General features: G+C 65.7%; 13 protein-coding genes. 7 read left to right on the forward strand and 6 right to left on the reverse strand.

Annotated elements, in window-relative coordinates:
- Positions 1-307: 307 nt before the first annotated feature.
- Complete coding sequence (locus IWX75_RS01775; protein WP_334684033.1) at positions 308-952, forward strand: uracil-DNA glycosylase; 645 nt, start codon at positions 308-310, stop codon at positions 950-952.
- Between the two features lie 102 nt (positions 953-1,054).
- Here the strand turns inward: IWX75_RS01775 and IWX75_RS01780 are convergent, their stop codons facing one another.
- The 4 genes from IWX75_RS01780 to nirB are packed head-to-tail and all read right to left on the reverse strand — an operon-like array spanning position 1,055 to position 6,510.
- Positions 1,055-1,666, reverse strand: a complete 612-nt coding sequence (locus IWX75_RS01780; RefSeq protein ID WP_196820531.1) for a class I SAM-dependent methyltransferase — start codon at positions 1,664-1,666, stop codon at positions 1,055-1,057.
- A gap of 25 nt (positions 1,667-1,691) precedes the next feature.
- Positions 1,692-2,819, reverse strand: a complete 1,128-nt coding sequence (locus IWX75_RS01785) for a uroporphyrinogen-III synthase (protein ID WP_196820532.1) — start codon at positions 2,817-2,819, stop codon at positions 1,692-1,694.
- Positions 2,816-3,841: a uroporphyrinogen-III C-methyltransferase gene (gene cobA, locus IWX75_RS01790; protein WP_196820839.1), complete on the reverse strand. Its 1,026-nt coding sequence runs from the start codon at positions 3,839-3,841 to the stop codon at positions 2,816-2,818. Before cobA ends, IWX75_RS01785 begins: the two co-directional genes overlap by 4 nt.
- A gap of 2 nt (positions 3,842-3,843) precedes the next feature.
- The gene (gene nirB / locus IWX75_RS01795; protein WP_196820533.1) at positions 3,844-6,510 is read right to left on the reverse strand and encodes a nitrite reductase large subunit NirB; all 2,667 of its coding nucleotides are present in this window, start codon (positions 6,508-6,510) and stop codon (positions 3,844-3,846) included.
- Between the two features lie 241 nt (positions 6,511-6,751).
- On the opposite strand from nirB, the gene nirD reads away from it, so the two are divergent.
- From nirD to IWX75_RS01815, 4 genes are all read left to right on the forward strand, one after another.
- On the forward strand, positions 6,752-7,153 hold the full coding sequence (nirD, locus tag IWX75_RS01800) for a nitrite reductase small subunit NirD (RefSeq protein ID WP_196820534.1): 402 nt from the start codon (positions 6,752-6,754) through the stop codon (positions 7,151-7,153).
- Positions 7,154-7,198: 45 nt separating this feature from the next.
- A complete protein-coding gene (locus IWX75_RS01805) occupies positions 7,199-7,969 on the forward strand; it encodes a sirohydrochlorin chelatase (protein ID WP_196820535.1) in 771 nt (256 codons plus the stop codon).
- A gap of 72 nt (positions 7,970-8,041) precedes the next feature.
- The gene (locus tag IWX75_RS01810; RefSeq protein ID WP_196820536.1) at positions 8,042-9,109 is read left to right on the forward strand and encodes a spore photoproduct lyase family protein; all 1,068 of its coding nucleotides are present in this window, start codon (positions 8,042-8,044) and stop codon (positions 9,107-9,109) included.
- 10 nt (positions 9,110-9,119) lie between these two features.
- A complete protein-coding gene (locus IWX75_RS01815) occupies positions 9,120-9,890 on the forward strand; it encodes a YqjF family protein (RefSeq protein WP_334684034.1) in 771 nt (256 codons plus the stop codon).
- Here the strand turns inward: IWX75_RS01815 and IWX75_RS01820 are convergent.
- Entirely contained in the window at positions 9,862-10,554 is a 693-nt protein-coding gene (locus IWX75_RS01820; RefSeq protein WP_196820537.1) for an SDR family oxidoreductase, read from the reverse strand. The genes IWX75_RS01815 and IWX75_RS01820 overlap by 29 nt on opposite strands.
- Before the next feature lie 105 nt (positions 10,555-10,659).
- On the opposite strand from IWX75_RS01820, the gene IWX75_RS01825 reads away from it, so the two are divergent.
- Together IWX75_RS01825 and IWX75_RS01830 are read left to right on the forward strand one after the other, a co-directional pair.
- Positions 10,660-11,220 (forward strand): AMIN-like domain-containing (lipo)protein, encoded by a 561-nt coding sequence (locus IWX75_RS01825; RefSeq protein WP_196820538.1) that lies wholly within the window; start codon positions 10,660-10,662, stop codon positions 11,218-11,220.
- Between the two features lie 555 nt (positions 11,221-11,775).
- Positions 11,776-11,991: a hypothetical protein gene (locus IWX75_RS01830; RefSeq protein WP_049822445.1), complete on the forward strand. Its 216-nt coding sequence runs from the start codon at positions 11,776-11,778 to the stop codon at positions 11,989-11,991.
- 81 nt (positions 11,992-12,072) lie between these two features.
- Here IWX75_RS01830 and IWX75_RS01835 read toward each other — a convergent pair whose 3' ends face one another.
- Positions 12,073-13,197 (reverse strand): alcohol dehydrogenase catalytic domain-containing protein, encoded by a 1,125-nt coding sequence (locus tag IWX75_RS01835; protein WP_196820841.1) that lies wholly within the window; start codon positions 13,195-13,197, stop codon positions 12,073-12,075.
- Positions 13,198-13,239 lie beyond the last annotated feature (42 nt).

Consider the following 13,239-nt stretch of genomic DNA (forward strand, 5'->3'; position numbering starts at 1 on the left):
GTACCGTTTGCACCATAGCCCTGGTACCACAGCCTGCCCTACCGGTGGGAAGCGCATCAACGGTTTCGGCGACGACGGCGAGCGTGCAGGGACCGAGAGCGCCCGCTGTGCGAGGACGTACACGGCGGCGTGTCCCCGTCGACACGCCGCCATCGTGCTACAGGTGAGACCCCTGTTCTCCGGTCTCCCATCGCCGCCAGCCCGGCGCGCAAAAGGAGACACGCGGAATGAACGCCCCGGTCGGCGTAAGCTTGAATCAGGCGGACAAGTTTTGACCACTCCAGGTAATGCCCGCAAGGAGGCTGAATTGGTACAACGTATGGCGGACCCTTCATATCAGGCCCAGCAATGGGAGCGGCGCTACGACCCGAACATCGAAGACGTGAACCGGCTCTGCGACACCCTAGCCGAAATGAAACCGGATTTCGGTGTCCCCTACATCGATCCAGCCCACGACGTGGACACCTGCAAGATCGTCAGCCTCTTTTCAAGCCCGGGAGCAGAATTGCCCTCGGGCTTTGTTTCGTTCGAAAACGACGACCCCAGCGCCATCCGTGCTGCGAGCATCTATGACGCCGTCGGGATTCTTCCCGAGCAGGTCATGCCATGGAACGCCTACCCCTGGTACCTTCCCGAGGGCAAGGAGCGTGCGCTCTCCATGGACCAGATCGCCGACGGCGTGAAGCCGTTGCTCAGCTTCCTGCAGCAGGTGCCGCGGGCCTCCGCTCTGGTTGCCCATGGCGCCGATGCCCATAAAGCAGCCCGCCGTCTCATGAAGCTCGAGAACCGCGCCATTCAGAAGCGCGGCTTCAAGATCTACGAAGTCCGCTCCACCGGCGAGCGCGCCTTCAAGGGCACTCCCGCCAACCAGGAACTCTGGCTGAGCGAAATCCACGCCGCCTACCGTGACGCCATGGGCAGGGCAGGAATCCGGTCCCGCCAGACCATCTAGGCAGGTCATCGACGCGGGCTGGTCCAGGGACCGGCCCGCGGGTCGGCGGTAGCTCCGGTACGTCCTGGGGAGTCGACTCCGGTGCAGGACGCCGCGCGCAGCCTAACCCGCGCCGGGTGAAAGGACTGCCACGAGGAAGTCGCTGTCCTCGGTCCAGGGCCGCAGGTCCCAGGTGGAGAACGTCGCGTCCACGGTGAAGCCGGCCTGCGCCGCGTCCTCGAAAAAGCTGTCCCAGGCGTAGCCGCGTTCGCTGCCGAATCCGATCACTGCACGGCCCGAGGATGCCAGGTGCTCACGGAACCGTAGGAGAACGGTGCCAGCTGTGTCCGGTGCAAGGAATGCCATCACGTTGCCCGCGCAGACGACGACGTCGAACGGCCGGGCGAGGCCCTCACCGAGAAGATCGAGTTGTGCGAGGTCGCGGACATGCCACGCAGCCGTGGGGTGATCCCGGATTGCCGCGGCGATGAGCTCACGGTCCAGGTCCACCCCGACGACGTCGTGTCCCCTGCCTGCCAGTTCGCCGCCGAGGCGGCCGGGACCGCAGCCCGCGTCGAGGATTCGGCTGGTCCGGCTCGACATCGCGTCGATCAGGCGGGCCTCTCCGTGCAGGTCTGCGCCGCCGGACCGGAGTTCCTCGAAGCGTTCGATATAACGGGCCGAGTGTCCAGGATTCTCGCGGACGTGGATCTCCCACAGGGTTTCTTTGCGCACGCAGCAAGGCTACCGGACCTGCCGTTCACACCCCCAGCCGGTAGCCGCGCTTGATGACCGTCTCCACGAGGGTGGGGTCGGGTAGGGATTTGCGGAGCCGGTTGACGCTCATCTCCAGGGCATGGTCCGCCCCGCCGGTGGCCAGTATCCCCGCCAGGGCGGTCCGCCCGACGACGGCGCCTCCGGCGGTGAGCAGCGCCTTCAGCAGGAGAAGCTGGGCGGGGGCGAGTGCGATCCGAACGTCACCGACGATGACGGCGCGGCCCCGGATCTCCACCAGCCCGGACCGGGTCTGCAGTTGTTTCACCTGGTGCTCGGCCAAGTGCTCGCACACCATCCGGATCAGGGCGCCCATTCGGAACCGTTCGGGTACCAGGGGTTCGATTCCCGCATCGAGCAATGGCTGGGCAGTAACGGGTCCCACTGCCGCCGCCACCAGGCCGTTTCGAAAGCGGTTCGTCAGCGCTTCCAGCAGACCCAGTTCCGCCGCGGTGCTGAAGAGGGCGTCCACGGCCGGCGCGCTGGTGAATGTGACGCAGTCCAGCTGGCCGGCACAGGCTGCCTCGATGAGCCGGGGCAACCTGTCCGCGCCTTCGGGTTTGATCCACCGGTACGGGGTCACGGTCAAAATCCGGGCGCCGGCTGCCCTCAGTCGTTCAAGCTGATGGACATCGGCGTAGCCGTGCAGTTGGACGCCGATGGTGAGCCCCGTCAGATCGAGTTGCAGGAGCATGTCCACCAGGGTCGCGGTGGTCTCGTCGTGGCTGATCCCTGCATCGGTGAGGCCGGCAGCGCGCACCGCCCCCCGCGCCTTCGGCCCGCGAACGTAGATTTCACCGGCATCGAGAATCTCGAGGAGGGAGTCCCCGAGGCCGGCGGCATCTGCGGCTTCGAACCAACGCCGCATCCCATAGGCAGTCGTAATCACGAAGAGGTCCGGTTGAGCGGAGAGCATCGCGCGGGTGTCGGCGAGCAGGCTCACATCTTCGGCTATCGGCGCGATCTTCAGGGCAGGCGCATGGAGCACCTGGGCCCCGCGACGTTCAAGCGCCTCGATGAGGTCGGCCGACCGGCGGTCGGAGGTCACACCGATGCGGAACCCCTCCAATTGCCTGTTGCTGATGGGCGCCTCACCGCCGGCCGGCGCGCTCACGGAACCGCCACCGGCTGGGGCAGGTCGGCCAGTTGCGCTGCCCCTGCAAGGTTCAACCCCACCCGCACCACCTCGCCGATGACGAGGACAGCGGGAGACTGGCAGCGTGCAGAACCGGCAGCGGTCACGATTGTCGACAGCGTTCCGGTGGTAGTCCGCTGCGACGGACTGTAACCCCGTTCGACGACGGCGACCGGCATGTCCTGCCGCATCCCTGCCCTCGCGAGACCGGCTGCGAGTTGGGGGAGCGTCCCCACCCCCATGAGCACTACGATCGTCCCGCCCAGCCCGGTCAGGTGGAGGTGTTCGTCGTCGGTCAGGGGTGCGTGGCCGGAGACCACGGTGAAGAGGTGGCTCACTTCCCGGTGTGTCACGGGTATGCCGGCTGCGGCAGGAACGGCAATCGCGGAGCTGATACCCGCAATCACACGGCACGGCACCCCTGCTTCCACGCAGGCTGCCAGTTCCTCGCTTCCCCGACCGAAAACGAAGGGATCACCACCCTTCAGTCGGACGACGTGCCGTCCGGCCAGGGCGTGGGCGATCAGCAGGGCCTCGATCTCCCGTTGGGGAATCGGGTGGTGCCCAGGCTGTTTTCCGACGTCGACCAGTTCCGCGGCAGGGGCGAGATCCGGAAGGTCCGCGGTCGGCGCGAGCCGGTCGAAGAGGACGACGTCGGCTTCCCTCAGCGCCGCGGCCGCATGCAGGGTCAGCAGCCCGGTGGCGCCGGGTCCGCCGCCCACCAGGGTCACGCTGCCGTTGGCAAGGGCGGCTTCCTCGTGCGTGAGCGGAATTCTGTGGAGACGGCTCAGTTGTTCCACCTGCGCCCAGCCCGGCTGGCCGTCGTCGACGACCGCTACGAGCTGGACGTCGTCGAGCATTGACGGATCGAAGTCCCCGGGACGTTCCAGGCGCTGCACAGTTGCCCGGGCTGCCTGGTAGCGGCGCACTGCACGGCGCGAGGCGGCCTCGCCTCCGGTGATGAGCACGGTGCATCCGGCAAGGTCGACACGCAGCTCCACGGTCATGCCTCCACTGACGCTGTAGCTTCGCGCAGCGGAATTGTCGATCCCAGCAGCACCGGGACGGGAGCACGGCGGCTCTCCTCGATCTCAGCCTCGGTGGCGGGCCGGCGCTGGCCGCGTTCCTCGACCAGGACGATCGACTGATCGGCAGCATCAGGGGCATTGACGAAGGAGCGGAAGCGCCGCAACCGTTCCGGGTCCTTCAGTGTTGCCGCCCATTCGTCCTCGTAGTGGTCGACGTGGCGGGCCATTGCCGCCTCCAGATCGGCCCCGATTCCCAGCGAATCCTCCACCACCACGCTCCGGACGTGATCGATGCCGTTGTCCAGTTCCTCCATCCACCGGGCGGTGCGCTGCAGGCGGTCCGCGGTGCGGATGTAGTACATGAGGTACCGGTCGACGTACCGGATGAGCGTCTCGTCGTCGAGGTCCTTGGCCAGCAGCTGAGCGTGCGCAGGCTGGAATCCACCATTGCCGCCGACGTAGAGGTTCCAGCCCTGATCCGTGGCAATCACCCCGACGTCCTTGCCGCGTGCCTCCGCACATTCCCGTGCGCAGCCGGAAACGCCCATCTTGAACTTGTGCGGTGCGCGTAGCCCCCGATAACGCAGTTCAAGATTGATGGCCATGGACACCGAGTCCTGGACGCCGAAGCGGCACCAGGTGGACCCGACGCAGGACTTCACATTCCGCAGCGCTTTTCCGTAGGCCTGTCCTGATTCGAAGCCGGCTTCCACAAGGATCTTCCAGATCTCGGGCAGCTGCTCAAGGCGCGCTCCGAACATGTCGATGCGCAGGGCCCCGGTCAGTTTCACGTAGAGGCCGAAGTCCTCGGCGACGCGGGCGATGACTGCCAGCTTCTGTGGGGTGATCTCGCCTCCGGGAATCCGGGGCACCACCGAATAGGTCCCGTTCCGCTGCATGTTCGCCAGTGCGCGGTCATTGGTGTCCTGAAGTGTTCCGCGCCCGCCGTCCAGCACATACTCCGCGCGCTGGCTGGCGAGGATCGAGCCGATCACCGGTTTGCAGATGTCACAGCCGTGGCCGGCCTTCGCCGTCCCGTCCGCTCCGAAGCGGGCGAGGATCTCGGTGAAGGACGCCAGATCGAGGGCCTGGATGGCTTCGAACAGTTCGGGGCGCGACATCGCGAAGTGTTCACACAGGCCCTTGGAGATCGCCATTCCGGTTTTGGTGAGCTCACCGTTCAGCAGCTTCTTGAGCATCGGCACGCAGGAGCCGCACTGGGTCCCGGCCCTGGTGCAGCCTTTGAGCGCCCCCATCTCCAGTGCGGGCTCGATGCTTGAACCGTCGGGCGCAGTGCCGTGGACGGCCGAGCGGCACGCTCCGGCGGTGACGTTGTTGCAGGAACACAGGATGGCGTCGTCCGGCAGTTCGGTCTCCGGGGCCGCACCGGTCGTGGAGGACAGGTAGGCGCCGGGTTCGGCGGGCAGCTCGCGGCCGAGCATCGGGCGCAGGGCGGTGTACGGGGAGGCATCTCCTACGAAGATCCCGCCCAGCAGGGTCTTGGCGTCATCGGTGACCACGAGTTTCTGGTAGAGCCCGCGCGCAGGATCTGCGTACACGATCTCGAGGCTCGCCTCGGTTCTGGCGAAAGCATCACCGAAACTTGCAACCTCCACTCCTGACAGCTTGAGTTTGGTCGCCGTATCGAAACCGGGGAAGGTCGAGGTGCCGCCCCGGATGCGGTCGGCGCACACTTCAGCCATCAGGTTGGCCGGTGCCACCAGGCCCATGCAGGTGCCCCCGAAATCCGCTACCTCGCCGATGGCCCAAACTCGGGGGGCCGATGTCGCGCAGGTTCCGTCAATGCGGATACCGCCGCGGGTGCCCACTTCAAGGCCCGCCGCTCGTCCCAGTTCATCGCGGGGCCTGATGCCGACAGCCATCACCACGAGGTCGGCCGGGAGAACCTTGCCGTCCGCCATTCCCACTCCGGTCACACGACCGGTGCTGTCGGTTTCGATACTGCTGGGGTACACTCCGCAGTGGACCGCCACACCCCGAGCGATGATCAGGCGCCTCAGTGCTTGCCCCGCGCCTTCATCGAGTTGTGCGTTCATCAGCCAGTTGGAGCCGTTGATGACGGCCGACGAGGCACCGAGCTGCTGAAGGCCTCCGGCTGCTTCCAGTCCCAGCAGTCCGCCACCGATGACGACCGCCCTGGCCGGCTGCTCCAGGACGGGTTCCAAGGTGGCAACGGCGGAGGCCATCTGCCGCACATCCTCCAGCGTGCGGTACACCAGGGCGTGCTCAGCTCCCGGAACCGCGGCCCGTGCAGCATTCGATCCCGTGGCGAGAACGAGTTCATCGTAGTCATAGCGTGTTCCGGAGAACCCCGTGACCTGCTGCGCCTCAAGGTCGAGCGCCGTAGCCGGTTCTCCCGTGAGCAGGTGGATGGCGGGTTCACGCCACATCAGGGGCTCACCAAGGGCAAGGTCGACGTCCTCGACCAGTGCCCGGCTAAGCGCCACCCGGTCATAGGGCACGGAAGGCTCTTCGGCCAGGACGGTGATGTGCAGGCCATCCATCCCGCCGCGCCACAGGGTCTCCACGAAACGATGCGCCGCCGGTCCGCCGCCGACCACCACGATCCGGCGAAGAGGGCCCTTCCCGGACTCAGTGCTGAAGGGTTGAACGTTGACCATTGGTACACCTCTCCCGCCGGAAAGTTGTCCCCGGCCTACGCACCCAGCCTAGGAACCGACGGTTTCCCCCACGTGTCCCGAATGTATCGCCACGTTAACTTTGGCCTCACGGGACAACGGAACGGCCGGTGAGACCGAAGTTACCGCAGGGCAACAACATAGTCCTTCGACCGAAACCAGGGGCGCCTAGATTTCTTGGATACCCGCACGGACCGCAGCAGCGCCAAGAGGAAGGGCCGCCATGACTGAACTCGTCCTGGACAAGGTTGAGAACGCAGATTCGGAGGGGTCGCAGATTACCGCGAGAACTGGTGCTCCGGCCTTGTGGCAGCACGTCTGCCCCTTGGCGGACCTGGAGGAATCGTGGGGAGAGGCAGCACTCATCGGCAACGAACAGATTGCACTCTTCAAACTGCCCGGCGGGAAAGTTCATGCAGTGAGCAACCGGGACCCTCGAACATCCGCGCAGGTGATGGCCCGGGGGATCGTGGGTTCCACAGGCCTCCGCCCGACCATCGCGTCGCCTCTTCACAAGGAGATCTACGACCTCGAAACCGGGGAATGCCAGCTCGGCGGTGCCGGCCTGACCATCTATCCGACGCGTATCGTCGATGGAATCGTGGAAATTGCAGCAGCAGGATAACCAGCAGGTGGACGTTTCATCCCGCCGCGATGTTCTATGGGCAGCATGACAGAAACAGCAATCCTTATCGCCTGTGCCCATGGAACCGATAGTGCGGCGGGCCGCCGCGAGATCGACAGGCTCCGCGAGGACATTGCTGGACTCCGCCCCGGAATCGACGTCCGGGAAGCATATGTCGATGTGCAGCAGCCGGAGCTTCCGAACGTCCTCGCTTCCCTGCCTGAGGGTGTTCCCGCGATCATCGTCCCCCTGCTGCTCTCGGTCGGCTATCACGTCAAGGTGGATATCGCCCGCGCTGCCCAAGGCCGGTCCAATACGTTCGCTGCCCTACCCTTGGGCCCGGATCCCCGCCTGGCAGGGCTGCTGGCGGGCCGGCTCCTGGAGGCGGGCGTTGGGGATTCCGAAGCGGTGGTGCTCGCCGCCGCGGGCTCATCCGATGCCTGTGCCAGTGTTGACGTGGGTTCTCTGGTCCGGGACCTGCGGGCCCTGCGCGCCGGTCCGGTCCAACCGGGTTTCGGATCAAAAGCCCGGCCCTCCGTCCCGGAGGCTACGCGTGCCCTGCGGGCAGCCAGCCATGCCGGCCGTGTCGCCGTGGCTTCCTACCTTCTGGCGCCTGGATACTTCCACGACCAGCTGGCACTTTCCGGTGCAGACGTGGTGAGCGCGCCCCTCCTGCCACACCCCGTGCTCGCCGAGGTGGCATTGGAACGTTACGACGCCGCGGCCCTTCGCCTTCAGCAACCGGTCCCGCCGAAGCCGCGAAACTGCGACCGCCCCTGCCGTGCAGCAGTGGAAACGTGCGTGCGGACCTTCTGACCGGGCAGGCAGTTTTGTCAGTGGCATTGGCTAGCCTGAAGGGGTAAGGACGCACCGTTCCGGGAAGGTTGCATGCTTCAGGCCAACAAGCTGCTGCAGATCAGTCGTATCTATATCGAGCCGGCCGCCGCCGCGCTGCCCCGCGGGCAGGAGATCCTCGCGCGCTGGCCCGAGGCCGACGTCGTCGAGGTGGCCAGCCACTGGCGCATCCCCGAGCTGAACGGCAACGAGGCCAATGTGCAGCGGTGGGTCCGCATCAAGACCGAAGCGCTGGTGGTGGGCGTCAAGAAAAGCCTGAGCGCGAAGCCCAACGGACGGTCCGCCGACTTCATCGCGCCGTCGACGGCGAACGGCTGCGCCATGGCGTGTGCCTACTGCTATGTGCCCCGCCACAAGGGTTACAGCAACCCCATCACGGTGTTCGCGAATATCGAACAGATCAGCGGTTACCTGGAGCGGCACGTCGCACGGCAGGGCATGAAGCTCGAACCCAACCAGTGCGACGATTCCGCCTGGGTCTACGACATCGGGGAGAACAGTGACTGCTCGGTCGACGCCCTGGTCAGCGACAATGTGCAGGACCTCGTGGAGCTGTACCGGGAACTGCCCACTGCGAAGCTGTCCTTCGCCACCAAGTACGTGAACCGCGAGCTGCTCACCTGGGATCCGCAACGGCGAACGAGGATCCGCTTCTCGCTGATGCCGGAGAAGATCGCCAGAACCGTCGACGTCCGGACCTCCCCGGTCGGTGAGCGGATCGCCGCCATCAACGACTTCGTGGACGCCGGTTACGAGGTCCACGTCAACTTCTCACCCGTGATCATCACCCCCGGCTGGCTGCAGGAATGGAAGGAACTGTTCCTCCAGCTTGATGCAGCGCTGTCGCCGGCAGCAAAAGAACAACTTGCTGCGGAGGTGATCTTCCTGACCCATAATCAGCAGCTCCACGAGGTGAACCTCGGCTGGCACCCGCAGGCCGAGGAGATCTTATGGCGTCCGGAGCTGCAGGAGGTCAAGAAGTCCGGCAACGGATTCACCAACGTGCGATACATTGCCTATGAGAAGCGCGGGTATCTCGACAAGCTCCTGGCGCTGGCCGAGGAAACTATTCCATACTGCCGCATTCGGTATGCCTTCTAAGGGGAGCCTCATGGCGTCAGAAACTGTCAGCCACTGGCCGCAACCTCCCAAGCTCCCGCGCCCGGTCATCATGGACCAGTTGTGGGCCGACGCAGTTTTCCTGCACTGGCGGATCCCGCCGTCGGCGGCGGCGCGCTTCATGCCGCCGGGCACCGTTCCCGACGAGATCGAGGGCTCGTCCTGGGTGGGCTTGATCGGATTCCGCATGGTCGGCGCCGGCGTGGGCCGGGGCCTGCCCGTTCCTTACTTCGGTTCCTTCGCCGAGATCAATGTGCGCCTCTACTCCCGGGAGAAGGACGGAACCAGGGGAGTGGTCTTCGTCACGCTCGATGCCTCCCGACTCGCCGTCGTGCTTGTCGCCAGGGCCGGCGGTATCCCCTATGTGTGGTCTCGGTGCCGTCCCCTCTCCGCAGGAGAGAGGCCGACGTCGTACGGGTACGACGTCGCACGGTTCCGCGGGCAGGCGTCGTCGCGCTTTGCCGTGGAGCCGGATCTGGCTCGCAAGGCCGACGACGCCGTGTCGCTCGAGCTGACGGCCCGCTTCGGCCTGCACAGCACGCTCGGCGGACGCACGCTCTACATTCCCAATACCCACACGCCCTGGCCCCTCCATCCGGCCACAGTGACCGAGCTCGACGACGGGCTCCTGCGCGCTGCGGGATTCATCCTGGATGGGCCGCCTGACTCCGTGCTGTTCTCGCCGGGTGTCCAGACCCAGTTCGGGAAGCCGCGGGTGGTGCCCGGTCGAGCTCCTAGCGGATTCCGGAGGGCCGGATGCTGAGGGTCTCGATCGTTGCTTCGGGGGTGGCGTCCACGGCGAGCCGGACGGCCTTCGCCACCTGCTCGGGGCGGATCCAGGCCTCCGGGGTGTAGTCCTTGCCCTCCCAGTCGTGCAGTTCCTGCTGCATGTCGGTGGCTACGCGGCCGGGATGGATTGAGCTGACCCGTACCCCGTGGCTGCGTTCCTCTTCGCGGAGGGCATCGGTCAGCGCACGGAGCGCGAATTTCGTGCCGCTGTAGATCGCGGATCCGGCACCCGAGCTGTATCCGGAGCCGGAGTTGATGGCGATGACCTGCCCTCGCGCGGTTCGAAGGGCAGGGAGGAGCGTCCTGGTGAGCGAAGCGACGGCGAAGAGGTTGATCTCGAAGCTTTCCCGCCAGGCGTCCTCCGGAACCTCCGCGACCGTACCCATCCGCAGCACTCCCGCCGAGTGGATCAGCACGTCAAGGTGGCTGATGCCGGTACAAGCCTGTCCCACCTGGGCCGCATCGCGGAGTTCCGCTGCAAATGGATCGGCGGACGGGAAACCGGCGGCGAGGCTCTTCAGTGCCAGGGCGTCCCTGCCGCCCAACAGGAGATGGTGGGTCGAGGCGAGCTCCCATGCGATGGCGAGTCCAATACCGCGGGAGGCTCCGGTGACCAGGGCAACGGGGAGTCTTGTCATGGGGAAATCCTAACAATTCGGCGTCACTCTCCGGGCGGGCGGTCCTTTCTGCCCCAGTGCTCCTACCATAGATTTACCTATCCGGCAAATTTGAGGTGGTGCATCATGTTTAAATCACGTGTGGCAGGGAGAATACCTGCCGCACTCGCCACGCTCGCACTCGTTGCGGGCCTTGGTATCACCGGAACCGCGCCAGCGTCCGCGGCGTGCGGAACCACATGGGGATCGCTCCCGAAGGCAAGTAATTCGATCACCAACGCGCCTATCACCAACGTGCGAACTGGACGGCATGACTGTTTCGACAGAATGGTCATCGATTTTCGCGGGAAAGCCCCCAGTTACAGCATCAAGTACGTCTCCACCGTGTACGGCATCGGCTCAGGCAACCAAATCCCCCTCCGCGGAAACGCCGATCTGCGATTGATCATGGATGCTCCGGCATACGACGAGTGGGGACGGGCTACCTATCACATCGCAAACCAGAACGAGCTGTCGAACGTCGCCGGCTACCTGACCTTCCGGCAGCTTGCCTGGGGCGGTAGCCACGAAGCGCAGACACTCATCGGGCTGGGCGTCCGTGCCCGGCTCCCGTTCCGGGCGTTCGTGCTCGACGGCCCAGGAGGAGGGTCGCGTCTGATCATCGACGTCGCCCACTACTGGACGTGATAAAAGCCCTGACCGGGTCGGGATAAAGCGGACAAACCCGGCCCGGTCAGGGCCTCACTTTGGCACTGTACAACCCCGGTCGGATAACGTCCATGCCGGAGGTCACTGAAACCCCTGATCCAGCATTGCGGCGGGTTTCGGCTCAGCGTTCCCCTCCGGTGGAGGCGGCTCCCGGAAGGAATTCCTTTGGGAGTTCGGCCACCGGAATGATGAGCAGGTCCTGGACTCTCCAATCCAGATCGATGCAGGTGTGCCGCGCTTCCTCGAGGCTTTCCAGAGGTGGGATGCACCTCCCGAGATTGCCTTCGACTGCAGGGACGAGACGCTAGCACGGCTGGTGCTCAGAGCGAACCGGGGCTCCGAACGGCAATCCGTGCCCGGTAGGAAGAGGTGCGCCCGGTATAGTGAAGGCGGCCTTGTTGACGAAACTCCCTACCGCTCCCACCCGGTGGAGGAGGAGCCGCAGGGTCTACTGGGCGTCGCGGCCGTCAGATGCTTCGTCGAGCCTTCCCGGCACCACCGCTCCATCTAAACCTAAACGGAAGTTACAGATCAATGAACATCACGAACGTGCGCAGTTCCATCCAAGTACGGGCTGACAACGCACTTCAGCTCGAGGAGCGCCTGAACGCCGCGCTCGAGGATCTCCAGCATGTGGCCACGGGCACCTGCTCCCAGGGAATCCTGATCGACCGGACCCAGCCGGGCCACTATACGGTCTCGCTCAGTTCCGAGGTTCCTTACGGGTACACGCACGAGCGCAGCTACTAGCACCAGCCAGGAACCTGGGTGCACAGAAAGGCTCCTCCCATTCGGGGTGGAGCCTTTCTGCGCCTGTCGCGCCATCGACTGTCAGTCCATGGTGAAGATACGCCGCACCACGCGCCCGTCCGCGAGCGCGTCGAGGCTCTCGTTGAGGTCGGCAAGGGGCCGCGTGTCGGTGTGGAGGAGTTCCACCGGCAGGCTTCCCGATCGCCACAGGTCGAGGTAGGCCGGAATGTCCCTGGAGGGCACTGCATCTCCCATGTAGGATCCCAGGAGCCGTTTGCCCGTACCCGCGAACTGCAGGGCCTGCACAGTGAGCTCCTGTTCGGGATGCGGCAGCCCCACGGAGACCATGGCGCCGCCGCGTGCCAGCAGGGCGAGCCCTGCCTCCATGACGCGGGCGCTGCCCACCGCTTCGATGACGACGTCGGCGCCCTCCCCGCTCCCGGTGAGGGCGGAGAGAAGCCCAGCTGCTTCATCGGGGGAGCCGGCCGCGTGCGCACCGCACCGCCGCCCGAGGTCCTGCTTGGCAGCAAGCGGATCGATGGCCACCACGGCGGTGTCAGGAACCTGTGCTGCGGCCATGACGGACATCAGCCCGACGGCTCCCAGCCCGAACACCACCACGGACTGCCCCGGCTTCACCTGCGCCGTATTGAGGACAGCGCCAATTCCGGTCAGGGCCGCACACCCGAACATCGCGGCGACGTCGAACGGCACGTCGTCGTCGATCACCACCGCCGACTCCCGTGCTACCACCGCGTACTCGGAGAAGGCGGAAACGCCCAGGTGATGATTGATCCGAACGCCGTCCTCCGAGCGCAGGAGGGCGTCGCCGTGCAGCAGGTTCCCGCTTCCGTTGGCTTCCGCTCCGCGGTAGCACAGCGCGGGACGCCCGGCACTGCACGCCCTGCAGTCCCCACACGACGGGACGAAGACGAGCACCACGTGGTCCCCGGAAGCCACATCGCTGATCTCCGGCCCTACCTCCTCAACCACCCCTGTCGCTTCATGGCCCAGTGCCATCGGGAGGGGCCGCACGCGGGAGCCGTCGATCACCGAGAGGTCCGAGTGGCAGAGGCTGGCGCGCTCGATCCGGACGAGGAGCTCCCCGGCCCGCGGACGGGGAATGGGAACGTTCTCGATCCGCAGGGGGTTGCTTCCTGTATAGGGACGGCTTGATCCGGCGGTGTGGAGCACTGCGCTGCGCATGGTCGATTTCATTGAGTGTCCCTGGTTCGAAGGAAAGGTCCT

The organism is Arthrobacter sp. CAN_A6 (assembly GCF_015751715.1).
In the GTDB taxonomy this organism is placed as follows: domain Bacteria; phylum Actinomycetota; class Actinomycetes; order Actinomycetales; family Micrococcaceae; genus Arthrobacter_D.